General features: G+C 65.5%; 2 protein-coding genes. One reads left to right on the top strand and one right to left on the bottom strand.

Annotated elements, in window-relative coordinates:
* Window positions 1–340: 340 nt before the first annotated feature.
* Window positions 341–24,808, top strand: coding sequence for a non-ribosomal peptide synthase/polyketide synthase (locus ABZ909_RS19205; protein ID WP_357001183.1), 24,468 nt, complete (start codon window positions 341–343; stop codon window positions 24,806–24,808).
* 551 nt (window positions 24,809–25,359) lie between these two features.
* Here ABZ909_RS19205 and ABZ909_RS19200 read toward each other — a convergent pair.
* Window positions 25,360–26,664 carry a cytochrome P450 gene (locus tag ABZ909_RS19200; protein WP_357001180.1) on the bottom strand — a complete coding sequence of 435 codons (1,305 nt, stop codon included), beginning with the start codon at window positions 26,662–26,664 and terminating at the stop codon, window positions 25,360–25,362.
* Window positions 26,665–26,905 lie beyond the last annotated feature (241 nt).

Here is a 26,905-nt window from a genome sequence, read left to right as displayed (position 1 = left end):
TGTTGTGGCCTACCCGTCCTGTGCAAGCCGTGAGATAGCTGCTTGCATGTGAGCCTGCTTTGTACGCCAGATGTTCGAAATGTCCGATCTTTCAGATTTCGAGATACCGGGAGACATCGATAAATGGACGTTGTGGGAGTTATCGCACTGCAACGTGGCATCCGAGTTGGATTCTGGTGTCCGACAAGGTGAGTCATATGCTCTTCTGATTAGCATGTTTCGGCGCAGGGGATTGGGTGCCGCTTCGACGTGGATGAAACGCTTATATAGGCAATTTCGGACACTAGCGAGGGTTGCTCCGCTGTGTTCTGGTGCCTCCGAGTCTGAGCGAGGGGATTAGATGAAGTTGAAGTCTGCCGAACCTGTCGACCACCAGTCGGACCTGATTCCACTGTCGAGGGCGCAGTACGGCATGTGGCTTGCGGACAATCTGCCCGGCGGGCAGGCAATGAATATCGCACACTACGTGGAGATCTCGGGACCGGTCGACATCGATGCATTCGTCAAGGCGGTGAACGACGCCGGCCGCGAAACCGAGTCTCTCGTCGTCCGGGTGGTCGAGTCCGATGGCGTTCCCTATCAATTCGTCGACCGCAGCATTACGTACGACGAGTCTGTACTGGACGTCAGCAGCGAGAGCGATCCCTTCGCGGCGGCAATGGAATGGATGCGGCGTGATTACAACACGAAAGCTGTTGATTTGAGCCGTGACCGGCTCACGGCGACACGGTTGATCCGTATCGCCGAGGATCGGTATCTGTGGTACGGGCGCGCCCATCATCTCATCGTCGATGGCTACGGCGCGTTCAACGTCTTGAAGCGGATGGCGGAGCACTACAACGCATTGCTCGAGGGCCGGCCGCCCACGCCTCTGGATGCGGTCGGGTTGCGCGACATCATCGAAGCGGAGCACGCGTATCGCGCGAGTGCTCGGTTCGAGAAGGACAAGGCGTACTGGCTCGGCAAGGTTGCCGACCTGCCGACACCGACGAGTCTGTCCGGTCGCACCACACGGCGGAGCAAGGTCGATCGTGTTTCCGGCCTGGAGCTTCCGTCGCAGTTGTCCGACATGCTCGACCGTTTCTCCGGCAACCTGCAGGCATCACCCGCGCAGGTAGTGGTGGCAGCCTTCGCCGCGTTCCTCGCGCGGATGACCGGTGGCGACGATGTGGTGCTGTCGATGCCGGTGAGCGGGCGTGTGACCAAGCGATTGCGCAATGCCGCCGCGATGTTGGCGAACATGGTGCCGATCCGGTTCACCGTGGATGCGACGACCACCGTGGAGCAATTGGTCCGTGCGTCGGTGTCCGAACTCGTCCTCGCGATGCGGCACCAGCTCTATCGGTTCGAGGATCTGCGCCGCGACTCGAGTGCACTGGATGCGTCTGCGAACTCGTTCGGTCCGATTGTCAATATCCTCTTCTTCGACTCGGAAATCCGCCTCGGGTCGGCTGTCGGCCGCTACCGCGCATTGACCTCGGGTGCATTGGACGATCTGCAGCTGAATCTGTACCGTTCCGGGGCCGACGCGCCGCTGCTGATAGAACTGCATGGCAACGCGAATCTCTACAGCCAGGATGAACTCGACGCACATGCCCGCCGGTTCATAGCCTTCCTGCAACGCGTCATGGACGCGCCCGTCGAAACAGCTCTGAGCGCTATTCCGCTGGTAGACCCCGCTGAAGAGGCGCGGATCGTTGGAGTGCTGGCCGGCCGCGACGGAGCGACGAATACGGCTACGCTCGTGGATTTGCTGACGCGGCAGGCCGTTTCGACGCCGTCAGCGATCGCGGTCACGTCGGGTGAGACCACCCTCAGCTATCGGGAGCTGGACGAGCGTTCCAATCGGTTCGCCCGCACCCTGATCGCACTCGGGGCGGGCCCGGATTCGCTGGTAGCGATCGCGATGCCACGCGATGCCGATCTCATCGTCGTCACGCTGGCCGTGCTGAAAACAGGCGCGGGGTACTTGCCGTTGGATATAGCGCATCCGGCCGATCGGCTGGAATACGTGCTGCACGACTCCGATCCGATCGCCGTTGTGACGACTCGTGCTATGCGCGAGCAGGTACCGGGCGACCCAGGTCGCGTAGTGCTGTTCGACGACATTGCCGGCCCGGTCGGTGATGAGATTGCGGCGCCGATCACCGACGCTGACCGGATACGCCCGCTGTGCCTCGACAACATCGCCTACGTCATCTATACATCGGGGTCGACCGGACGACCCAAGGGCGTGGCCGTCGCCCATCGCGCGGTGGCGACGTATTTGGTGAACGCGTGCGCCGAGATCGGCGTACGGACCGAAGATGTGTGGACGTTGTTCCATTCGTTCGCGTTCGACTACTCGGTGTGGGAGATCTTCGGCGCGTTGGTCAGTGGTGGCCGCGTGGTTGTCGTGGACAGCCTCACCACCCGCTCACCGGATGATGTCGTGCGCTTGGCGGCACGTGAGAAGGTGACCGTCTTCAACCAGACGCCATCCGCGTTCCAGCAGTTCGGTGCGGCGTGCCAGCGGTACGAGGATGCCGGTAAGCCTGAAGGGGACCTGTCGCTGCGACTGGTCATACTCTCCGGCGAACGTCTCGACCCGGCGGGGTTGGCGGACTGGTACGAGCACAACCCCACGCTCCCCGTGTTGGCGAACAGCTACGGTATTACCGAAACAACGGTTTTCGTGACGTATCTCGGCCTGACACCGAGCATTGCGACGCCGGACGCGCCGAGCGCGATCGGTTCGGCACTGCCGGGTCTGCGCACATATGTTCTTGATGAACGACTGCGGCCGTCACCGCTGGGCGCCTGGGGCGAGATCTACGTTGCCGGAACCCAACTCGCGCGCGGTTACCTCAACCGCCCTTCGCTGACCGCTGCCCGTTTTGTTGCCAACCCGTTCGGTCGGCCGGGCGAGCGGCTCTATCGCAGCGGCGATGTCGCACGACGGAACCACAAGGGCGAGCTCGAATACCGTGGCCGTGCCGATCAGCAGGTTCAGCTGCGTGGGTTCCGCATCGAATTGGATGAAATTCGCAATGTGTTGCTGACCCATAGCGCGGTTTCAGCGGCAGTTGTCACCGTGCATCTCCCCGGCACGGAGGCGGCCAGGCTCGTCGCTTATGTCGTGCCTGCCGGTGAAGAAGCGTGTGCGGCTGACACTTTGCGCGCGCATGTCGCGACATTACTGCCGGAGTACATGGTGCCGGCCGCCGTCGTGGTAATGCCCGAGCTGCCACTGACGGTCAACGGCAAGGTGGACTCGCGGGCGTTGCCGGAGCCGGTTTTCGATTCTGCCGCGGCCTACGTGGCGCCGAGTTCGGCTGTCGAGGAGATGATCGCGGACATCTTCGCCGAGGTGCTGGATCTCGAGCGAATCGGCGTGCTGGACAGCTTCTTCGAACTGGGCGGCAATTCGCTTACCGCGACCAACGTCGCCGCACGAATCGCAGAGGTGACCCGATCCGATGTGTCGGTCCGCGATCTGTTCGGCAAGCCGACCGTCGCCGAACTGGCCGCACATATCGACGCCGAGTACCGCCCCGGGAGGCCCGTGCTGCGCGCGCAGTCGCGCGTCGAGCCAATTCCGTTGTCGCCGGCGCAGAACAGGATGTGGCTGATCAATCAGATCGACCCGGCCTCCCCGGCGTACAACATTCCGCTGGTGGTGCAGCTGAACGGCCGACTCGATGTCACTGCGCTGCGCGCGGCTCTGATAGATGTGATCGGTCGGCACGAGTCCCTGCGCACTGTCTATCCCGACGTGAAAGGTGAAGGAACGCAGGTTGTTCTGGCTGCGGAGCACGATGGCGCCGGTCTCGATCTGATATCGGAGACGATCGACCTTGCCGATATCACGCAGCGGATCGGTGAGCTCACGTCGACCGGCTTCGACGTGCGTACAAGTCCACCGATCCGGGTCTCGCTGCTCGCGTCCGGGGACCGGTCCAGGCACGTCCTGGTAATGGTCCTGCACCATATTTGCTGTGACGGCTCGTCTCTTCCGCCGCTCGCGGCCGATGTCGCGGCCGCCTACGAAGCCAGGTCGCAGGAAAAGACCCCGGATTGGCAGCCCCTGACCGTGCAATATGCCGATTACAGCATCTGGCACCGCAGCATGCTCGGCGACGAGAACGACCCCGAGTCATTGGCGGCACGTCAGCTGCGTTACTGGGTAACACAATTGGCGGGGATGCCGCCGGTGCTGGAGCTGCCTACGGACCATCCGCGTCCTGCTCAGCGATCCATGCGCGGCGATATCGCCGACAGCGTGATCCCAGCCGAAACATTTGCTGCGATCGAGCGCTTGGCCCGCACGGCCAGCGTCACTACCTTCATGGTCGTCCATGCCGCGTTGGCGGTTCTGCTGGCCCGGCTGTCGGGTTTGCGGGATGTCACCATCGGGACGCCGGTCGCGGGCCGAGGCGAGCGTGCGCTCGAGCCGCTCATCGGCATGTTCGTCAATACGGTGGCGCTGCGCACCGAGATGCGTTCCGATGAATCTTTCCTTGCGTTTCTGGCGCGGGTCAAGGACATCGATGTCGATGCCTTTGCCAACAGTGATCTTCCATACGAACGGGTTGTCGATGAAGTAGATCCCAAGCGGTCGACCGCGCACGCACAGCTGTGCCAGGTCTACCTCGCCTTCGAAAACATGGACCGCCCGAGCGTGGAGCTGTCGGAACTTTCGGTCGAGATCCTGGACCCGGGGCCGCAACCGGCAAAGGTGGACCTCATTGTCACCGTCGCCGAAAATGCTTCCGCGGGAGGCGATGTCGCTCTGCGGATCAATTACGCCACAGAACTGTTCGATCGGGAGACGGTCGAAGAGTTGGCCGGGCGGCTGAATCGGATCCTCGATGCAGTCGTGTCGAATCCGCACCTGCGGGTGGGTAGGCTGAACGTGCTGTCGGGGGTCGAGCGGGCAGGATTGGTGCCTGCGTCGGGGGGCCATGCCGAGGCCCCACGGGTATTGGCGGAGTTGTTGTCGGTCGCGGATCCCGGCGCGGTGGCTGTGGTTGCCGGTGACCACACGGTGACGTACGGCGAGTTGGATGCTTGGTCGAATCGTCTTGCGCGGCAATTGATCACGTGGGGTGTGGGCCCGGGCGATCGAGTCGCGTTGGCGATGGCGCGGTCGGTGGAGTTCGTGGTCGGGATGTGGGCGGTGACCAAGGTGGGCGCGGCGTTCGTGCCGGTGGATCCGCGCAATCCGGCCGAGCGGGTCGCCCTTATGGTGGCCGATGCCGGCGTGCGGGTGGGGATCACCGTCGAGGCGTTGCAGGATCTGCTTCCCGACTCGGTCCGGCGGTTGGTGCTCGATGCTCCGCACGCAACGGCCCACATCGCAGCTCAGTCCTCGGCTGCGGTGACGGATGCGGATCGGGTGCGTTCCTGCTGTATCTCGGACACGGCCTACGTGCTGTACACCTCGGGGTCGACGGGGACGCCGAAGGGTGTCGAGGTCACGCATGAGGGGCTGGCGAATTTCGCTGCCGAGCAGCGGGACCGCTATCGGGTCGACAGTTCTTCGCGAGTGTTGCAGTTGGCAGCACCGGGTTTCGACGCGGTGGTGCTGGAGTTGCTGATGGCTCATGCAAACGGAGCGGCGCTGGTGGTATCGCCTCCGGATGTGTTCGCGGGTCATGAGCTGGCGGAATTGATTGGGACGCAGCGGGTGTCGCATGCCTTCGTGACACCGAGTGTGCTGGCGACGATGTCACCGTCCGGTCTGGATTCGTTGCAGGTGCTGGTGGCCGGGGGAGAAGCGGTGTCGGCGGAAACGGTCGCGGTGTGGGCACCGGGCCGTCAGCTGTTCAATGGCTACGGGCCCACCGAGACCACGATCATGGTCGCGATAAGCGACCCGTTGTGTGTCGAGGACCGCGTCACTATTGGCGGTCCGATTCGTGGTGTCGAGGCCGTGGTACTGGATGCGGGCCTGCAGCCGGTGCCGGTCGGGGTAGCTGGACAGCTATATGTCTCCGGAGTGCAGCTGGCCCGCGGATACCTCAACCGGCCGGTCGCGACGGCCGGCACCTTTGTGGCCAATCCGTACGGCCTCCCGGGGGCCCGCATGTACCGCACCGGTGACCTGGTGCGGTGGACCTCCGAAGAAACACTCGAATATCTGGGCCGCGCCGACTTCCAGGTCAAGATTCGGGGGCAGCGCGTCGAACTCGGCGAAATCGAGGCCGTTCTCGCGGCGCACCCCGCCGTGGCGGTAGCGGTGACGGTGGGCGCCGCAATCGACGGGGCGTCGCGATTGGTGGCCTACGTCGTGCCGACCGATGACACCGTCGACACCGCGGATTTGCTGGACTACGCAGCGCAACGCCTGCCGTCGCATATGGTCCCGGACACCGTGATGGTGCTCGAGACGTTGCCGCTGTCGTCAGTGGGCAAGATCGACCGTGCGGCATTGCCCGAACCGGTTTTTGCCGCCACTACGACCGCATACGTCGCACCGCGCGACGCGGCCGAGCAGATGGTCGCCGATGTGTGTGCTGCCGTGCTGGGGATCGAGCGTGTCGGCGTCTACGACAGTTTCTTCGATCTGGGCGGCAACTCGCTGTCGGCCACCAGGGCAGCAGCGCAACTGAGTGCCGCATTCGGCGTCGACGTTTCGTTGCGCGCACTCTTCGAGGCGCCGACTGTCGCCGCGTTGGCGGAAAGTATTCGGACCAGCGACGCGGACGGTCGGGAGCCGTTGGGCCCGCAAAAGCGCCCGGACCGAATCCCGCTGTCGCCCGCGCAGACACGGATGTGGTTCCTGAACCAGTTCGACACCACGTCGCCGATATACAACATTCCGATGGTCGTCCACATGTCGGGCAACCTCGACGTGGCCGCGATGCACGCGGCGATCGCGGATGTGATCGAGCGGCACGAAACGCTGCGAACCGTCTATCCGGACAGCGACAGCGGACCGCACCAGGTGGCCGTGCCGGTGGAGACGGTACAGCCCGCATTGGTGCCGGTCGAGGAGAGCGCCATCGAGGCGTACATCGCCGCGGAGGTGGCCGCCGGGTTCGATGTCACATCCGAGGTTCCGTTCCGGATCACTCTGCTGCGCAGCGCACCCGACGATCACACCCTGGTTCTGGTCGCCCATCACATCAGCTTCGATGGGTCGTCGCTCGCACCGCTGGCCGCAGACTTGACGACCGCGTACAAAGCCCGCGTCGGGCAACAGGCACCGCAGTGGTCTCCGTTGACGGTGCAGTACGCGGATTACACGCTGTGGCAACGGAAATTGCTCGGTACCGAGAACGATCCGCACAGTCTGACCGCCGCCCAGATCGAGTATTGGCGCGCGGCTCTCGCCGACTTGCCCGAGGTGCTCGACCTGCCGACCGATCGTGCTCGGCCGGCCAAGCAGTCCTTCCGAGGTGCGACGGTGTCGGCGACGGTGCCCGCGGGCCTCTATCGCGAGGCGATAGCGTTGGCCCGCCGCCACGATGCGACGGTCTTCATGGTGATGCACGCGGCTTACGCGGCGCTGCTGGCGCGGCTTTCGGGGAGCGGCGACATCGCGGTCGGCACACCGATCGCCGGCCGTGGCGAGCCCGGACTGGACGGTCTGATCGGAATGTTCGTCAATACGCTGGTATTGCGGACACGCGTCGAGCCTGCGGTGTCCTTCCTGCGGATACTCGATCAAGCCCGGGCCACCGATCTGGCCGCATTCGAGAACGCCGACATCCCATTCGAACGGCTCGTCGAGGTGCTGAATCCGCCTCGCTCAACGGCACACGCGCCGTTGACGCAAGTCGGATTCTCGTTCCAGAACATCGAGATCCCGACTGTGGAGTTCGAGGGCCTGACGGTTTCGGCCCGGATGGCCGATCCGAGCGTGGCCAAGTACGACCTGCATCTGAACCTCGTCGACACGCTGGGGCCGGACGGTGAACCCGGCGACATGACAGTCGAATTCGGTTACGCGACCGATCTTTTCGATGAGGCGACGATCACCTCGATGATCGACCGCTACCTGCTGCTGTTGCAAGCGATCGTGGCCGATCCCGCCCGCGCTGTCGGCGATATCGACCTGCTGACCGCCGATGAGGCGCGCGCGCTGGCGGCGCGGTCGAGCGGGGAGTCGGCGCGTGCTTCTTCCGCGACGATCGCGTCCCTGTTCGCCGCGCAGGCAGCGGCGAACCCGAACAGCATGGCGGTCGTCGATGCCGAAGATGGTGGCCGGCTCAGTTATCAAGAATTCGCGGCGCGGGTGAATTCGCTGGCCCGGGTGCTGATCGGACGCGGGGTCGGCCCGGGAACCGTCGTTGCCGTCGCGATGCGTCGCAGCGTTGATCTGCTGACCACGTTGTACGCGATCCACGCGGCAGGCGCCGCCTATCTGCCTCTGGATCCAGATCATCCGGTCGATCGGGTGCGTGCGGTGGTCACCGACGCGAGGCCGAGTGCCGTGATCACCCGGCAGGCCGACGAGGCGAATTTGCCCGATGACGTACCGGTGTGGGCGTTCGAGCAGCTCGGCGCCGAGCACGCGGATACATCGATGGTGACAGACGCCGATCGAACTCGGGCCTTGCGCCCGGATGATCTGGCGTACGTCATCTACACCTCCGGCTCCACGGGCGTGCCGAAGGGCGTGGCGGTACCGCATGCCGCGGTGGTGAATCAACTGCGGTGGCTGCGGGATCACTACGGGCTCGGCGGCGACGACGTCATGCTGTTGCGGACGCCGGTCACCTTCGATCTGTCGGTCTGGGAGCTGTTCTCCGCATCGACCTGCGGCGCGGCATTGGTTGTCGCAGGTCCCGACGCACACGGCGACCCAGGTGCCGTGGCCGGGCTGATGGTCGAACATCGCATAACCACCGTGGCTTTCGTGCCCTCATTGCTGTCGGCATTTCTCGATGCCGCCGGGGCGCACGAATTCCCCGACCTACGGCGGGTGCTGTGCATCGGCGAGGCACTGCCGGCCGACACCGTCCGCCGCTTCCGGGAACTCAGCACCGCGCGTATCGACAACCTGTACGGGCCGACGGAGGCTGCGGTCAGCGTCACCGCTCACCGCATCGACACGCTCGACGCCGTTGCGGTGCCCATCGGCATCCCCGAAGCGAATATCGTTGTGCGAGTTCTGGACTCGCGGCTGCACGCGGTTCCCGTCGGGGTGACCGGAGAGCTGTATCTGGGTGGCGTCCAGCTGGCTCGCGGTTATCACGAACGTCCCGGTCTGACGGCAGCGACGTTCGTCGCCGATCCCTTCGATGGTGCCGGCGGTTCTCGGCTGTACCGGACGGGCGACCTGGTTCGCTGGGACTCGGAGGGCAGCCTGCGCTATGTCGGCCGTGCCGACACCCAGGTGAAGGTCCGCGGTCTGCGGATCGAACTCGGTGACATCGAAGCCGCGTTGGTCGCGCACGAGCAGGTGACCGCGGCCGTCGTGCAGGTGCGCGCCGACCGCGGCGAGCAATTCTTGATCGCCTACGTGGTGGCCGCGGAGCTGTTGGACGTCAAGCAGGTCCGGAAGTTCCTGTTGGAACGGCTGCCGGCGTATATGGTGCCCTCGTCTGTGATGCGGATCGACGCGATTCCGCTCACGGCCAATGGCAAGGTCGACTACCGCGCCTTGCCGGTGCCGGACCCGAGAAGCCGGGAATCCGAATACCGCGCACCGCAGGGTTTCATCGAGCAGGCGGTGGCCGGGATCTTCGGCGACCTGCTCGATCTTCCGGAGGTCGGCGCGGACGACAACTTCTTCGACCTGGGCGGAAATTCGCTGGTCGCGGCGCGCGCGCTGAGCCGGATCGGCGATATCGCCGGCGTGGGTATACCGGTGCAGGTGATCTTCGAAGCACCCACCGTGGCCGAGCTCGCCGAACGTATCGTGCAGCTGCGTGCGATACCGAACCTGCCCGCGCCGGCTCGGAAGCCGCGCCCGGACAGCCTTCCGCTGTCGCTGGCACAGGCACGGATGTGGTTCCTCAACCAGTTCGACCCGGATTTGCCCGGATACGTTGTGCCACTGGCGATGAGGCTGGACGGCGTCCTCGACATCGATGCGCTCGCAGCGGCCGTCGGTGATGTCGTCGAACGGCATGAGAGCCTGCGCACCATGTATCCGGCCGTCGACGGCATGGCCTCACAGGTCGTACTCGATGCAGCCGACGTCGTCGGGACCTGGGACCTCGCACCGCAACCGGTCGGTGAGCGCGAGCTGCCGGCCCGATTGTCCGAGTTTTTCGGCGCCGGATTCGACGTGTCGAAGGGTGTGCCGCTGCGCTTTGCGCTGTATCAGCTGTCCGACCAGTCATGGGTGGCCGCGTTGGCCGTCCACCACATCAGTTGCGACGGTTTTTCGGTCGCGCCGCTGGCCGCCGACATCGTCACGGCCTACCGAGCGCGGTCGAGTGGCGACGCGCCGGACTGGGCGCCGCTGGCCGTACAGTTCGCTGATTACGCTCTGTGGCAGCGTGAAGTGCTCGGCTCGGCGGACGACCCGGACTCCTACGTGGCCCGCGATATCGGTTACTGGCGAACGCAACTCGCGGGCGTCCCCGATGTGATCGAAGTGCCGACCGACCGGCCGCGGCCGCTGGTGCAGACGCAACGGGGCGCGGTCGTCTACGCCGTGATCCCGGGTGAGCTGCAGGGCCGGGTGGAGGCGCTGGCGCGGCGCGCCGGAGCCACGACGTTCATGGTCGTGCACACCGCGCTGGCGGTGTTGCTGTCGAGGCTTTCGGGCAGCGACGACATCGTCATCGGCGTGCCTCATGCCGGCCGCGGCCACCGATCGCTCGACAACCTCGTCGGGATGTTCGTCAACACCTTGGTGATGCGCAGCAAGGTCGAGGTCGACCAATCGTTTTCGAGCCTGCTGAACCAGGTGCGACGCACAGCCATCGAGGCTTTCGACCATGCCGCGGTCCCGTTCGAGCAGCTGGTGGAAGCGCTGAATCCCGCCCGGTCGACGGCATATACGCCGTTGTTCCAGGTCATGCTCGCCTATCAGAACATGGCGCAGGCCCGGGTCGAACTTCCGGGGCTCTCGGTCGAGAACGTGGATCCCGGCGACAGTGCCGCGATCTACGACCTGCTGCTGATGATGACGGAGGGGCACGGCACCCACAACGAACCGACCGGCATGACGCTGCGCCTCACGTATGCCACCGACCTGTTCGACGAGGACTCCGTACGGCGTTTCGCCGAACAATTCGTGCGGGTGCTCGACGCCGCCGTGACCGATGCCGATACGGCTGTCGGCGGCATCGAGCTGCTGGATGCCGCGGAGCGGTACCTGGTGCTCGAGCGGTGGAACGACACCGGCGGCCCCGCCGCGGTCGGCCGAACGCTCGTCGACGCCTTCGACGAGCAGGTCGCCCGCACCCCGGATGCACGAGCGATCTGCCTTCCTGACGTCACCGTGCTGAGCTACCGGGATTTCGACACCCACGTCAACCGTCTGGCCCGATGGCTCATCGGCCGTGGCGCAGGCCCGGAAACCGTTGTTGCGGTGGCTATCCGGCGATCGGTCGATCTCATCACGACGCTGTACGCGGTGATCAAGTCGGGCGCCGCGTTCCTGCCGATCGATCCGGATCATCCGAGCGCACGGATCGCTGGTGTGCTGGACGCGGCGCAGCCGCTGCTGGTGCTCACCACATCCGGGGACGGTGACGCACTTCCGGGCGGATTCGAGACCGCACGCATCGATCGAGTCGATGTGGCTGATCTTCCCGGCACTCCGATCACGGATGCGGAGCGACGTGCGCCGCTGCGACCGGACAATGCGGCCTACGTCCTGTTCACCTCCGGCTCCACCGGAGTCCCGAAGGGCGTCGCCCTGACCCATGCCGCGACGGTGAGTCAGTTGGCATGGGCACAGCAGCAGTGGCCGCACGACGCGTCCGATACCGTCTTGTACAAGACCCCGATCACCTTCGATATCGCGGTATGGGAGTTGTTCTGGCCGTTGCAGGTTGGGGCGCAGATCGTGGTCGCCGAACCCGACGGACATCGCGACCCCGCGTATATCGCAGGCGTCATCGCGAATCATCAGATCAGTACCGTGCATTTCGTACCGTCGATGCTCGATGTCCTTCTCGAGACCACCACTACACGGCTGCCGTCGATCCGGCGGGTATTCGTCGCCGGTGAGGCGCTGGCGCAGCGTACCGTCGACGGCTCGGCGCGCGTGTTCCCGCACGCCGAGGTGGCGAACTGGTACGGCCCGGCCGAGGCGGAAGTCGTCACGGCTGCACGTTGCCTGCCGGGTGCGGCGACCCTTTCGACGGTCACGATCGGTACGCCGGTGGCCGGCATGCAGGTCTACGTGCTGGATTCACGGCTGCGACCGGTGCCGGTCGGTGTCGTCGGTGACCTCTATGTCTCGGGTGTCCAGGTGGCGCGCGGTTATCACGCCCGCGTCGACCTCACCTGCGGCGCCTTCGTCGCGGATCCGTTCGGTGCGCCGGGTGAGCGAATGTATCGCACCGGTGACCTCGGGCGGTGGACGAAGGCCGGCGAGCTGGAATACGTGGGCCGCAGTGATTTCCAGGTGAAGGTTCGCGGCCAGCGGGTCGAGCCCGGTGACATCGAAGCGGCGCTGTCCGCGCTCCCGGACGTCGCACGGGCTGTCGCCGTCGCCACCGCCGAACGCATCGTCGGATACGTGACGCTGGTGCCGAATGCGGCGACCGATGGGCGCGCGATTCGTGCCCAGCTCACCCGTTCACTGCCGTCCTACCTGGTTCCGGCCGTTGTACACGTGCTCGAGGCGATGCCGCTGACACCGAACGGCAAGCTCGATCGAGGCGCCTTGCCGCAGCCGGTGTTCGACGACGGCGAGGATGTCGTGCCGCCTCGCACCGAATGCGAAGCAGTCCTTGCATCGATCGTTGCTGAGATGATCACCGATAACGATCGGGTGAGCGTGACGGCGAACCTGTTCGAGATCGGGATCAACTCGCTCTCGGCCGCCCGCATCGCGGCCCGGGCCGCCACAGCGCTCGATGTCGAGGTCGGCATCCGCGACATCTTCGACGAACCGACGATCGCCGGATTGGCCGAACGTCTGGGCGGGCGAACCGGCTCCATTGTGGCCCCGCTCGTAGCCCGGCCGCGGCCGGCAGCGGTCCCATTGGCGACGGCGCAACGGCGGATGTGGTTCCTGAATCAGTTCGATACCGCCTCGGCGGCATACAACATCTGCTTCGCGGCCCGGTTGACCGGCCGGCTGCATGTCGATGCGCTGCAGGCGGCACTACTCGATGTGGTGGAACGGCACGAGCCGCTGCGCACGGTGTATCCCGCCGTCGACGGCGAACCGTGCCAGGTGGTGCGGGATGTGGCCGCCGTGGCCGGGGAGCTGGTGCTGGCCCCGGAGCCGGTCGCCGAGGAGGCGGAGCTGGCCGACCGGATCCGGCAGGCCGTCGAAACAGGTTTCGATGTCGCGCAATCGGTGCCGGTACGGGCACGGGTGTATCGCACCGGCGCCGAGGAGCACGTGATCGTGCTCGTGGTGCATCACATTGCGGCCGACGGCTCGTCGATGGCACCGCTGGCCGGCGATATCTTCACTGCCTACGCGGCACGCGTGAACGACGAAGCGCCGCAATGGCAACCGCTGGAAGTCCAGTACGCCGACTACGCCCTGTGGCATCGCGAAATGCTCGGTGCGGAGGACGATCCGTCGTCGCCGATCGCCCGGCAGATCGCGTACTGGAACGACGTCCTCGGTGATGCTCCGGAACTGCTCGACCTGCCGACGGATCGGTCTCGGCCCGCCACCATGTCGATGGCCGGTGGCAGTGTTGGCTTCGCGTTGCCGGCGCGGCTGCACGAAGACGTCGTGCGGCTGGCGCACCGTGAGGGCGTCACGGTGTTCGTCGTGCTGCATGCCGCACTGGCGATTCTGTTGTCGCGCACCGCGCACAGCGAGGACATCTCGATCGGCTCCCCGATTGCCGGTCGAGGCAGCCAGGCGCTGGACGATCTGGTCGGCATGTTCGTCAATACCGTGGTGTTGCGTACGCGGGTTCGGGACGACCTGTCCTTCCGCGATCTCTTGGCGGAGGTACGCGCCGTCGACGTTGATGCGCTCGCCCACGCCGACGTGCCCTACGAACGGCTGGTCGACGTCCTCGACCGCGCCCGATCCACGGCATATACGCCGCTGTATCAGGTGATGTTCGGGTTGCAGAACATGCGTGCGGCGCGATTCGAGCTGCCCGATGTCGATGTCGAACTGCTCGACCCTGGTATCGCGCAGGCGAAAACCGATCTCACCGTGCTGATGACCGAATGCGTCGACGGTGAACGGCTGGCCGGTATCGACGGCGAGATCATCTATGCCACAGACATTTTCGCGGCATCCACGGCGGAATCGCTCGCCCGGAGGTTCATTCGGGTCATCGAAGCGGTCACCGACGATCCGGGCCGCGTGGTGGGCGACATCGATCTGCTCGACGCCGAGGAGTCCGAACGGCTCCTCCCGGTGCGCGGCGGCGAGACCGCGCCGCCGCGTCTGCTGCCCGACCTCCTGGCCGAGGCCGTCGCAGCAGACCCTGCCGCGGTCGCCCTGATCGGGGACACCGAGACCCTCACCTACATCGAGCTCGATCAGCGGTCCAACCAGCTCGCCGCGCACCTGCTCACCCTGGGAGCCGGGCCGGGGACGTTCACCGCGCTGGCCGTGCCACGGTCGGTCGACTACCACGTCGCCATGTGGGCGATCGCGAAGACCGGTGCCACGTTCGTACCGGTGGATCTGCGATATCCCGCGGAGCGGATTGCGCACATGGTGAACGATTCCGGTGTCACCGTAGGGATCACGGTCGCGTCCGCGCGCATGTCACTTCCGGGCGATGTCCGATGGGTGGTGCTCGACGAACCGGATTCAGCCACCGAGATCGCCGCGCACTCCAGCCGGGCCGTCACAGATGCGGCTCGCGCCCGGGCCCTTCAGCTTCGGGATGCCGCATACGTGATCTACACGTCTGGGTCGACCGGAACACCGAAAGGTGTCGTGGTCAGCCACGAGGGATTGGCCGGCTTCGCCGCCGAGCAGCGGGTCCGCTATCGCGTGGACGCCACGTCACGTGTGCTGCAGGTGGCGGCGCCCGCCTTCGACGCGGTGCTACTCGAGGCATTGATGGCGTGCGCGGCCGGCGGTTGCTTGGTCGTGTCGCCGCCGGAAGTCTTCGGCGGCCCGGATCTTGCCGCACTGATCCGCGAGCATCAGGTGACGCATGCGTTCCTGACGCCCAGCGTGCTGGCAACGATGTCGCCGGCGGACTTCGCATCGGTGCAGGTGCTGGCGGTCGGAGGTGAGATGGTCTCCGCGGACCTGATCGCTTCCTGGGCGCCAGGGCGGCAATTCCACAACATCTACGGTCCGACCGAGACGACGATCGTGGTCACGATCAGCGATCCGGTACAGCCGTCCGACACGATAACCATCGGTGGCCCGATCCGTGGTGTCGATGCTGTGGTGCTCGACGCCCGGTTGCGTCCGGTGCCGGTCGGTGTGAACGGGGAGTTGTACTTTTCCGGTGGTGCGCTGGCGCGTGGCTATCTGAACCGCCCTGCCGCGACTGCGGGTGCGTTCGTAGCGAACCCATACGGTGGACGCGGGTCGCGGATGTATCGCACCGGCGATATCGTCCGCTGGACCGCGCAAGGTGCGCTGGAATACATCGGCCGCACCGACTTCCAGGTCAAGATCCGTGGCCAGCGCATCGAACTCGGCGAGATCGACGCCGCGCTGTTGGCACACCCACAGGTTGCTTCCGCTGTCACCGTGAGCCGCTCGGGACCCGGTGGACAACCCTTGCTCGCCGCGTACATCGTGGCGGAGCACGCGGCGAGCATCGAACCCAGTGTCGTGGTCGATCATGTCGCTGCTGTCCTGCCCGCCCACATGGTGCCGTCGACGATCACCGTGCTCGACCGCATGCCGCTGACTTCGACGGGCAAGGTGGATCGAAAAGCGCTGCCCGAACCCGTTTTCGATACTCGCGACGCCGATGCCGCCGCTGCGGCGACCGACCTCGAGCGCACCATCGCGGCCGCTTTCGCGGACGTGCTCGGCGTTGCGTCGGTCGGCGTGACGAGGTCGTTCTTCGCGCTCGGTGGTGACTCCATCATGTCGATCCAGTTGGCCTCGCGTCTGAAGACGGCAGGCGTCGTCGTGACGGCGCGGGACATCTTCGAGCGCAAGACCGTGCGCGGGCTGGCGCAGGTGGCTGCGGCGGCGGGCCGGGTGTCTCTCGCGGAGCTGCCCGGTGGTGGCGTGGGAGACATCCCCTTCACGCCGATCGTGTCCTGGTTCGTCGAGCGGCTCGGGAGAGCTGATCGGTTCGCGCAGTCGATGCTGGTTCGCTTGCCACGGGACGCGCGAGTCGACGATGTGACCGCGACCGTGCTGACAGTGCTCGAACAGCACGACATGCTGCGGTCGCGAATGCGCGAACGGTGCATGGACGTGCTGCCTCCCCACGCCGCCGATGCCGTCGGCGCGGTGTTCGTGCGCCGCTTCCGAGCGCACGAGGCGCCGGGCAGCGACGGTTTCACCGCCGTAGTGGAAGCGGCGTTGACCGAGGCATCCGGTCGTCTCGACCCCGCCGAGGGCCGGATGTTGCAGGTCGCGTGCCTGCTTCCGGAATCGGGCGTCGAGGCCGATGCCCGTGCCCTCATCGTGATTCATCACCTGGCCGTCGATGGTGTGTCGTGGCGGATACTGCTGCCCGACCTTGTCACCGCTTGGCAGCAGATCGGTCAGGGACGCACGGTCGAGTTGCCGGCACAGGGCACATCGATGCGGCGATGGGCGCACGCGTTAACCGCGGCCGCCATCGACCGTGGCAGCGAACTCGAGCTGTGGCAGCGGATGAGTACCGCAGCCGATCCACTCCTCGGGACCGCGGAATTGGATCCTGCAGTCGACACCCACGCTACGGTTCGGAACCTGACGGTCTCCGTTCCGGCCGCGGTGACCTCGGCGTTGCTGGACTCGGTGCCGCGGTCTGTGCGCGGCAGTGTCGATGATGCGTTGCTGGCCGGGCTGGCCGTCGCGCTGACCCGTTGGCGCAGACGGCGCGGCATTCCGTGCCCGGGCATGAAAGTCCTCCTGGAAGGACACGGCCGCGAAGAGCAGATTGCTCCGGGAGCAGATGTTTCGCGCACCGTGGGCTGGTTCACGAGTGCGTACCCCGTCAGCCTGGACCTGGCCGGAATCGATGACGCGGACCTGCGTACGGCAGTGAAGTCCGTCAAGGATCAGCTGCGCGAGATCCCCGACAAGGGCATCGGGTACGGCCTGCTGCGCTATCTGAACCCAGACACGGTCGACCGGCTGGCGGCGGCGCCCCAGCCACAGATCAGTTTCAATAATCTCGGCCGCGCCGGTGTGGATCTCACGTCGCTGTCGGATCTTGCCTGGGTCCCGACCGATGAGCAGTTCGACCGGCGATCCGCCTTCGATCCGGATATGCCTGCCGCAGCGGTGATCACGATCGACGTCAATATCGTGGACACCGAGATCGGACCGGAGCTGTCGGCACATATCGGCTACGCCTCGCGATTGCTCGAACACGATGATGTGGCCGAACTCGTCGCCGGATGGGTCGACGCCGTGACCGAGATCGCCACCATTGCCGGTGCCGACGACGAGTGGGGATTGTCCCGGGCAGATGTTCCGCTGGTCGACCTCACACAGCGCGATCTGGACGACTTCGCGGACCGGTACGGTCCGCTGAGCGACGTGTGGTCGTTGGCGCCGCTGCAGGAGGGTCTGCTGTTCCACGCCGAATTCGCCGCGGGCGAACTCGACGTCTACACCGCGCAGTCGGTCCTCACCCTCGCGGGCGCGGTCGACGAGAATCGGCTCGAGCGTGCCGCGCAAGCTCTGCTCGAGCGGCATCCCAACCTGCGGGCTGCGTTCACGCGAACGGCCGATGGCGTTCCCGCACAGGTCATTCCGGTCGACGCTGCGGTGTCCTGGCACAGCGTCGATCTCTCCGGCGGCACAAGGGAAGTAGATGAGCTGATCGAAGCCGAGCGGGCGGTCGTGTTCGATCCGGCCGACCCGCCGCTGCTGCGGTTCCTGCTCATTGCCGTCGGGCAGCGTGAGTTCCGGCTGGTGTTGACGGCGCACCATCTGCTGCTGGACGGTTGGTCGTTGCCGCTGCTGTGGCGTGAGCTGATCGGTTTGTATGCCGTTGCTGCACAGCCGGAGTTGCTTGCCCCCGCGGCCTCGTATCGGCAATACCTGGAATGGCTGGACCGACGCGATCGCGACGCCAGCATCGAGGTGTGGCGCGACGCGCTGCGGGAGATCAGCGAGCCTTCGCTCATCGCCGATCCGCGAACGGTGACGACGGCAGACATTCCGATCGATCTGCCAATCGTTGTCGATCGAGCCACCACGGCAGACTTGGTGACATTCGCGCGGGCATGTGGCGTGACAATGGCGACGATCATGCAGTTCGCCTGGGCGGTGGTGCTGGGCAACCTGCTCGGCGTCGAACGTGTGGCCTTCGGCAGCACGGTATCCGGCCGGCCCCCGGAACTGCCGGGCGTCGAGTCGATGATCGGCCTGTTCATCAATACGATTCCGGTCGTCGCCGATGTGCGGCGGGACCTGACCATCGAGGACGCGCTGCGCCTGCTGCAAGCCGGCAACACCCGTCTGCTCGACCACCACTACCTCGAACTGTCGCAGATCATGGCGGCCGCAGGCAGCAGCCAGTTGTTCGACACCCTGGTCGTGTTCGAGTCGTATCCGGTCGACAGCAGTGGCCTGGGCGATGCCGACATCGACGGCATGCGTGTGGTCTCAGCGGACGGCTCCGACGCGGCGCATTACCCGATCACGGTGCAGGCACACCACACCGACAAGCTGTATATCCGAGTCCGCTACCAACGAGCCCGCGTCGACGAGGTGATGGCGGCCGGTCTCGCGGCCCGTCTGGAAACCGTGCTGCGGAACCTGACCAGCGATCCGGCTACAAGTCTCGGCGCGATCGATCTGCTGACCGCGGACGAGCGGCGCGAGCTCGTGCCCGCGTCGGGCGGGAGCACCGTATCACCATGCCGCACAGCGGAGTTGCTGGCTGCGGGCGTGGTGGCGAATCCCGACGCCGTGGCGGTGGTGTCCGGTCCGCGTATGGTGTCCTACGCGGAGCTGGATGCCAGGTCCAACCAGGTGGCGCGACAGCTGATCGCGTGGGGTGTGGGACCGGGTGATCAGGTCGCCCTGGCGATGCCGCGGTCGATGGAATTCGTGGTCGGCCTGTGGGCGGTGACCAAAGCGGGCGCGGCGTTCGTGCCCATCGATACGCGGAATCCGGCCGAGCGCATCGCACTCATGGTGGCGGACGCCGAGATCCGGGTGGCGGTAACGGTCGAGGGGGCGCGAGATCTGCTGCCCGGCACAGTGCGCCCGCTGGTCCTCGACGATCCGGACGCACAGCTGTCGATCGCCGCGCAACCGACAGCCGGCATCACGGACCCGGAGCTCGTGCGTACACCGCACGTTCAGGATGCGGCATATGTTCTCTACACCTCCGGCTCGACCGGAACGCCGAAGGGTGTCGCGGTCACCCACGAGGGTCTTGCGAATTTCGCTGCCGTGCAACGGGACCGGTTCGGTGTCGACACAGAATCACGAGTGCTGCACGCCGCCGCTCCCGGCTTCGATGTGATGGTCCTCGAGGTGCTGCTGGCCCACACTAACGGCGGCGTGCTGGTGGCAGCGCCGCCAGCGGTGTTCGCTGGTCACGAGCTGTCGGAACTGATTCGTACACAGCAGATCTCGCATGCGTTCGTCACCCCCAGTGTCCTGGCGACGATGTCGCCGGCCGGTATGGATTCGCTGCGGGTACTGATGGCCGGGGGCGAGGCGGTATCGCCGGAAACGGTCGAGGTATGGGCGCCGGGCCGAACCCTGCTGAACGGGTACGGCCCGACCGAGACCACGATTCTCGCCGGGATCAGTGCTGCGTTGCGGCCAGGTGGTGCGGTGACGATCGGCGGGCCGAACCGTGGCGTCGAGGCCGTCGTGCTGGATGCGTGGTTGCGGCCGGTGCCGATCGGGGTGGTGGGTGAGTTGTATCTCGCGGGAGCGCAACTGGCGCGCGGCTACGTGAACCGGGCATCGGCTACAGCGGGCGCATTCGTGGCAAATCCGTTCGGTGCGGCAGGTTCGCGCATGTACCGCACCGGCGACCTGGTCCGCTGGACACCCGAGCACACCCTGGAATACCTCGGCCGCCGCGATTTCCAGGTCAAGATCCGCGGCCAGCGCATCGAACTCGGTGAAATCGAAACTGTTCTGGCCGAATATCCCGGGATCGAACAGGCGGTCGTCCTGCGACGGAAAGACCAACGTGGCGTCGACCGGCTCGTCGGCTATCTCGTCACCGACGATGACCCGGATCCGGGCGACCTTCGGGCCGCTGCGCGGTTGCGACTGCCCGCCCACATGGTGCCCGAGGTGTTCATGGTGCTCGACGAACTTCCTTTCACCAGGACCGGCAAACTCGACCGCTTGGCGCTTCCCGTCCCGGAATTCGCGGATGGCGGCGAATGGGTCGCTCCACGCACCGACGCCGAACGACGTGTCGCTGCGGTGTTCGGAAGCGTCCTGGGCGTCGACCGCGTAGGGGCGACGGACAGCTTCTTCGACCTGGGCGGCGATTCGCTGTCCGCCACCCGCGTGACTGCGCAGTTGAGCACCGCATCGGGAGTGCGTCTCGGGGTCCGAGACCTGTTCGAGGCGCCCATGGTCGACGAACTCGCTGCCCGCCTGGCAACCTTCGACCGCGACTCCCGGGTGGCGTTGACGCCGCGGCCCCGGCCTGCGCGCGTACCGCTGTCACCGGCGCAGCAGCGGATGTGGTTCCTCAACCAGTTCGACACCGCTGGCGGCGGGTACAACATCCCGCTGGTGATCCGTCTGCGCGGAGAACTCGACGTCGATGCGCTGCGGCACGCGTGTGAACTGGTCATCGACCGGCACGAGTCGCTGCGGACCAAGTTCCCGATGGTAAACGGACAGCCCTGCCAGGTTGCCGTCGCCACCGACGAGGTCGCTCCCGCGCTGAGTCCGGTCCACATCGACCAAAACCAGGTCATGGACCGGGCGATCACCATGGTCTCGACCGGTTTCGATGTGACACAGGCGCCCCCGTTGCGTTTCGAATTGTTCGCTCTCGACGATCGGGACCACGTTCTGGTCATCTGCGTGCACCACATCTGCGCCGACGGCCAGTCGATGATCCCGCTCGCGCGGGACGTGGCGATGGCATACGAGGCGAGCAGGCAAGGCACAGAGCCGATATGGCCGGTACTTCCGGTCCAGTACGCCGACTATGCACTGTGGCAGCACGAGATGCTCGGATCGGCGGATGACCCGGACTCGGTCATGTCCCAGCAGTTGCGATTCTGGAAGGACACCCTCGACGGGCTGCCCGAGCTGCTCGAACTGCCGACCGACCTTCCCCGGCCGGCGGTCGCGTCCATGCGTGGGCGCGCGGTCGAGTTCGAGGTTCCTGCCGAACTGCACGAGCGGATCATCGCCCTCGCACGCGCGAGAAACGCGACAGTCTTCATGGTCCTGCACGCCGCGCTGGCCGTGCTGCTGTCCAAACTCGCCGGCGTCGACGATATCGCGATCGGCACCCCGGTAGCCGGACGTGGAGAGCGTGACCTCGACGATCTGATCGGCATGTTCGTCAATACCCTTGTGTTGCGGTCACGGGTGTCGACACGGCAGCCGTTCGCCGAACTGCTCGCCTCGACCCGCGAGATGGATCTGGCAGCATTCGCGCACGCGGATGTGCCTTTCGAGCAGGTCGTGGAAGCGCTGAATCCGCCCCGGTCGACCGCGCATCTTCCGCTGTACCAGGTAACGCTCGATGTCCAGAACCTGAGCAAGGCCGCGTTGGAACTGTCGGAGCTGAGTATCGAGCCGCTGGAAAACGGTTTCGAGCAAGCCCAGGCCGACTTGAACGTGAAGCTGGTCGAGCAATTCGGTCAGGGAGGCCGTCCCGGTGGCATGGCGGGACGACTCACTTTCGCCACCGATCTCTTCGTGGACGAGACGATGACTCGGTTCGCTCACGCTTACGTGCGGATTCTGGAATACGTCACTGCGAATCCGGCGGTGCCGGTCGGCGATGTCAATATCGTCGATCCGGTACAGCGGCGCGAATTGCTGGACTCGGCAGGAGAAGAAGGCGCTGTGGTCGCAGATGCGACGCTCGCGCACTTGTTCGCTGCCCGAGCCCTGGCCCAGCCGGACGCTGTCGCAGTCACCGACGGTGTCTCGCAGCTGACCTATGCGGAACTGGATCGGAGGTCTGCCCAGGTCGCGGCTCGGCTGGTCGAACAGGGAGTGGAGCCGGAGTCACTGGTGGCCGTGGCTTTGCCGCGTTCGATCGAACTGGTCGTGGGCCTGCTTGCGGTGATTCGGGCAGGCGCCGGTTATCTGCCGCTCGACGTGGCGTACCCCATTGACCGATTGCGGTTCGTGCTCGACGACGCGCGTCCAGTTGCGGTGCTCACATCCGTGAAGACGGCTTCGGACGTGCCGGAGTGCGCGGTACCGATAGTGCACATCGAGGATTGTGGCGACGCCGCGGTCGGCTCCGTTCCGGTGGTGCCGAACCTGCGGCTGGACAACGTCGCGTACGTGATCTACACCTCCGGGTCCACGGGCCGTCCCAAGGGAGTGACGGTCAGTCACCGCGAAGCAGTCACATTGTTTGCCAATACGGCCGAGCGTTTCGACCTCGGCCCGGACGATGTGTGGACGATGTTCCATTCGTACGCCTTCGATTTCGCGGTGTGGGAAATGTGGGGCGCGCTGCTGTCCGGTGGCAGGTTGGTCGTCGTCGACTACGACACATCCAGGTCGCCGGAGGCGTTCGTCGATCTTGTGGCGCGGGAACGCGTGACGGTGTTGAGCCAGACCCCGTCGGCGTTCTACGGTTTCGCCGAGGCGGAGCGTGAATATCGCGAATCCGGTTGCACGGCTGGTGGACTCGCCCTGCGTTACGTCGTATTCGGCGGCGAGTCGCTGGATGTATCCCGGTTGGCCGATTGGTTTGCGGCTCACGATCTGCGATCACCGTGCTTGGTCAATATGTACGGAATCACCGAGACGACGGTGCATGTCACGTTCCGCGAGATAGACGAGACAAACGTAACCGGGATCGGATCACCGCTGCCGGGGATGCGGGTGTATGTGCTCGACGACCGGCTTCAGCCGGTGCCGATCGGCGTCGCAGGGGAGATCTATGTGGCCGGCGGGCAACTGTCGCGGGGCTACCTGCGCGCCCCGGCTCTGACCGCGGGCCGATTCGTGGCAAATCCCTTCGGTCCGCATGGTTCGCGGCTGTACCGATCCGGTGATCTCGGCCGGTGGAGCAAGTCCGCGCGCGGGCTCGAGTTGACCTACGCCGGCCGAGCGGACGCGCAGGTGCAGCTGCGGGGCTATCGCATCGAACTGGGTGAGGTGGAGTCCGCATTGCTCCGGCATCCTGATGTGGTGCGCGCTGCTGCGGCGGTGCATCGCCATGCGCAGGGCGTCGATCAGCTGATCGGCTACGTTGTGGGCATCGATGGCCAGCCGATCGATCCGGGCGAGGTCCGCGAGACCGCCGCCCAGGTACTGACCAGCTACATGGTGCCCTCGACGGTGATGGTGCTCCCCGATCTGCCGTTGACGGTCAACGGCAAGCTCGATCGAAAGGCTTTGCCCGTTCCCGATTTCGACGTTTCGTCGACCGAGTTCGTCCCACCGCGAACCCATTCCGAGAAAATGATCGCTGACGTTTATGCGCAGGTCTTGGGTATCCAGCGGGTCGGGGCTTCGGATAGGTTCTTCGACCTGGGCGGCAATTCGCTGCTGGCCACGATGGTGGTGAACGAGCTGCGCGCTCGTGGTGTAACGATCGCGTTGCCATGGATGTTCGACGACGCGACCCCGAAGGCACTGGCGCGCAGGGCCGACGAAGCTACGGGCGGCTCCGGTCTGGAGGTGGTGCTTCCGCTTCGCGCGAGCGGATCGAAGCCTGCGATATTCGGTGTGCACCCCGCCGGAGGGTTGGCATGGTTCTACGGCGGCCTGGTCGAGCATCTGGACAAGGATCGACCGCTGTACGGCCTACAGGATCCGCACGTCGTCGCGGGCGAACCGGGTGCAGAATCTGTGGATGAATTGGCCGAACGTTATGTGGCCGAGATTCGCCGAGTGCAGCCGCATGGTCCATACCACTTGCTCGGATGGTCGTTGGGCGGGCAGATTGCGCACGCGATGGCGGTGAAGTTCCAGCGAGACGGCGAACTTGTCGGAACTCTGACCCTGTTGGATTCCGCCGCCAACGTATCGGATCTGTCTGCTGAGTCGACGATCAGCACTGCGGACGAGCAAGCGCCGGGAAGCTTGATGGCAGACCTCCTCGGCGGCTGGCGGGAACTGTTCGAACTCGGCGATATGGTTCAGGCGCACACCCACGAGCAAGCATGGGCAGTCATCCGTAGCCAAGTGGTCGGGACCGGGCTGTTCACTGCCGAACAGACGGATCGGGTGATGGAGAGTTTCGAGACCGCGAGCGACATCGCCGGCGATTACCAGCCTGAGGTTTTCGAAGGAGACCTGCTCTTCTTCACCGCGGGCAAGGACCGCACGGATGTCGACGCTCTCGCCCAGACGTGGCGCCCGTACATCACAGGCAAGATTCACAACACGGTCGTCGACGCACGTCACCTCGAACTCAGTCATCCGCAAGCAATGGCCGTCGTCGGCTCGGTCATGGAAAGTTTCATGAACGAATGCTGATCATCTTCCGACCGGCGCCTACCCGACACCATCGAAAAGGGTTGTTTCGACGGGAAGCGCCGGCATAGCGGCTGATCTGATCTCGGTCCCTTCCTACCGGCCTGGCGGTCCGGCAGGAAGGGACCGACTCATGTCGGAGACATTCGAGTCCGCGGCGAACGAGACGCGGCGGACATCAGGAAGCTGGGCCGGCAGTCGCCGGCCCCGGCTCGAAGAGAGCACATCGCTCCGGTCGGCCCGCTGGTCGATCAGCCGGGCGGGACCGTGCATGAGACCGCCCCTGGCAGGCGGAGACGACCGTGCATGTCGGCTACGGGAGGACATGACCCTGGTCGCGGAATGCGCAACTCCTGCAACGGAGCTCGACCGGAGATGGTGATCGCCGACATCGGGTCCGTCGAGATCGACGTGCCGCACGGTCACCGGAATCGCGCATGAGTCTGGTGTGGTGAAAGTGGACATTGCCGGGCAGCTGATCGGCGATGTCGCCCACATCCGCACATGGGAGGGGTGGCTGGATCGGGCGATCAGCTTCGTGGCGCAGTTGCGGATCAGCCGATGGGCTGGTGGCCGCGGACGCGTGGCCCGGTGTGCACCGGAAGGCGCTCGTAACCGTGCAGGGTGAACAGCGGCCGCCAGGTGGGCGGATCAGTCAATCGCAGGTCCGGAAACCTCTCGAACAGTGCGCGTAGGGCGTGCGTTGCTTCCATACGGGCCAGACCGGCACCCAGGCACACATGGATGCCGTTGCTGAAGGACAGATGATTTTTGGCGTTGTCCCTGGTGATGTCGAAACGTGCCGGGTCGGTGAACACGGCGGGGTCACGGTTCGCGCCGGCCAGTGACAACACCACGGTCGACCCCTTGCGCAACCGAACACCGCCGATTTCGAGCGCGGTACGGGTGGTGCGAGCGGTAGTCTGCACCGGCGGATCGATCCGGAGAATCTCCTCCACCGCATTGGGCCAGAGTTGCGGTTCGGCGCGCAACCGGTCCAGCTGATCGGGGTGGCCCAGCAGCCAGACGATGCCCTTGCCGATCAGATTGACCGTGGTCTCGAAGCCAGCGGCCATCAGCAGGGTCGCCGATGCGCACAGTTCGTAGGTGCTCAGATCGCCCGCAGTGACCAGGCTGCTGAGGATGTCGTCGCCGGGTTCGGCGCGCAGGCGCTCGACGTGCTCGAGGAGATACCGGTGCACCCGCTCCGAAGACTCCATCGCCCGCTGGTGTGTCCGCCAGGAGATCCCGAGGTCGAACAACGGACTGATGTCGTCGCCCCAGCGCAGGAACATCTCGCGGTCGGAGTCCGGGAAGCCGAGCATTTCGGAAATGATCGCTATGGGCACCTGCGCCGCGTACTGCGCCACCAGATCGGTGGGCCCATCGTCGGGCAGCGCCGCGAGCAGTTCCTCGGTAACCGTCTCGATCCTGTCGCGCAGCCGGGCGATGGCACGCGGGGTGAAGGCCGCGGTGACCGGTTTGCGCATCCGGGTGTGCTCGGGCTGGTCGATCACCAGCATCGACGGCGGATCGGCCGGGTTCGGTGGGACGGGCCGGCGCTCCAGCGCGCGCCGCGCGAGCCGGGGCGTACCGAACACGGCCGGCACACCGACACCGAGACGGTTGTCGCGCAGTATCTCCCGGACCATATCGTGATCGAAGGTGATCCATACCGGAAGGGCCCGGTGCAACCCACCCTCCCCGCGCATCTCCTCGATCAGAGCGTATGGATTCTCGATACCCTCCGAGCTGCCGTTCAACCGTGCGAACAGGTCACCACGACGAAACGGTGCCTTCTTGAACAGGCGGATCAGCCCGTGATTGTTGACCCACCGATACACGTACTGCGGTTTCATCGAGCCCCTCCATCGTCGAAGCTTCCCGTCCCTTCTCACCCATCCCGAACGCCGCCTACGCGCATAAAGGTCGGTGAGATCGCCTCGGTGGCAACGGAGTTCTCGGCGCACACCACACCCCGGCAGGGAGGACTTCGCGGCCGCCTTCACCAATCGGCGGACCGATGGAAGCCGGTGCCCACGCCTGTGTTGTGGCCCTCGTCGACCGGTCGGCCCGACTCCAGATCCCCACGACGGCAAA

It is taken from the genome of Nocardia sp. NPDC046763 (assembly GCF_040645495.1).
Lineage (GTDB): Bacteria > Actinomycetota > Actinomycetes > Mycobacteriales > Mycobacteriaceae > Nocardia.
Note: the sequence above shows the minus strand (reverse complement) of the source record. Positions and strands in the feature narration are given on the sequence as shown.